The 770-nt window shown below is 45.6% G+C and carries 1 protein-coding gene; it reads left to right on the forward strand.

Features of this window, described 5'->3' with window-relative positions; all coding sequences use genetic code 11:
* The coding region (locus tag A3763_RS29010) for a hypothetical protein (RefSeq protein WP_197483026.1) at positions 1 to 770 on the forward strand (770 nt) is incomplete at both ends.

A 770-nucleotide genomic window follows, 5' to 3' on the forward strand; every position in this document is an offset into this window, starting at 1 on the left:
CACTCGTCTGGCAAGCTTAAGCTCTTCGCAAATTGAAGCCGAATACAGCCAGCGTCATGCCATCATATCAGAAGAGCGTTCTCGCCAAGCAGAAGTAATTCAGGACCGCATTCAGGGCTTACGCGCTGCAACTCAAAATGAATATATCAAAGGCCTATCTGCGCAAATTGAAGATAGACGCGAGCAGCTCAAAGCTTTACGCGCTGACCGTCAGAAGGAACTGGATGCACTGATTGAGGCTTCACGACAAATGACGCTCAATGCCAGCAGTGAGCTAGACACTCAACGCCGAAGCCTTCAACAACAGCTTGCCAATGAACAAGCCTATCTAAAAGAGCTTCGAGTGAAGCGAGAGAAGAAAATCGCTGATGCAGGCTTCTTCTCTGAAAACTCAGTTAAGAAAGAACAGAATGCTCTCGTCGAAACGCAAGAGAAGAAGGTTGAAGACCTACGCCTTGCACTGAATAAACTCAGTGACTCAGACAAACAAAAGACACTCCGAGCCACTTATAACCAGGATATCGAGGCCGTCAAAGATCGCTATCAGGCACGAGAAGATACGCTAAACCAAAAAATTCAGGCGCTATCACTGAAGCTCAGCAAGAGTCTAGGAGCCCGCGAAAAAGATATCGAATCGGTCATTCAAACTCATATGAAGGAATTGGCACGTGTCGAAAAGAAATTCCAAGAACAGCAAGGCGAGAATGAGCAAATACGAGAAAAGGAATTCAAACAGCTTTCTGAAAATGATGCCATTATTAAAGAACTCG

The organism is Oleiphilus sp. HI0128 (genome assembly GCF_001635365.1).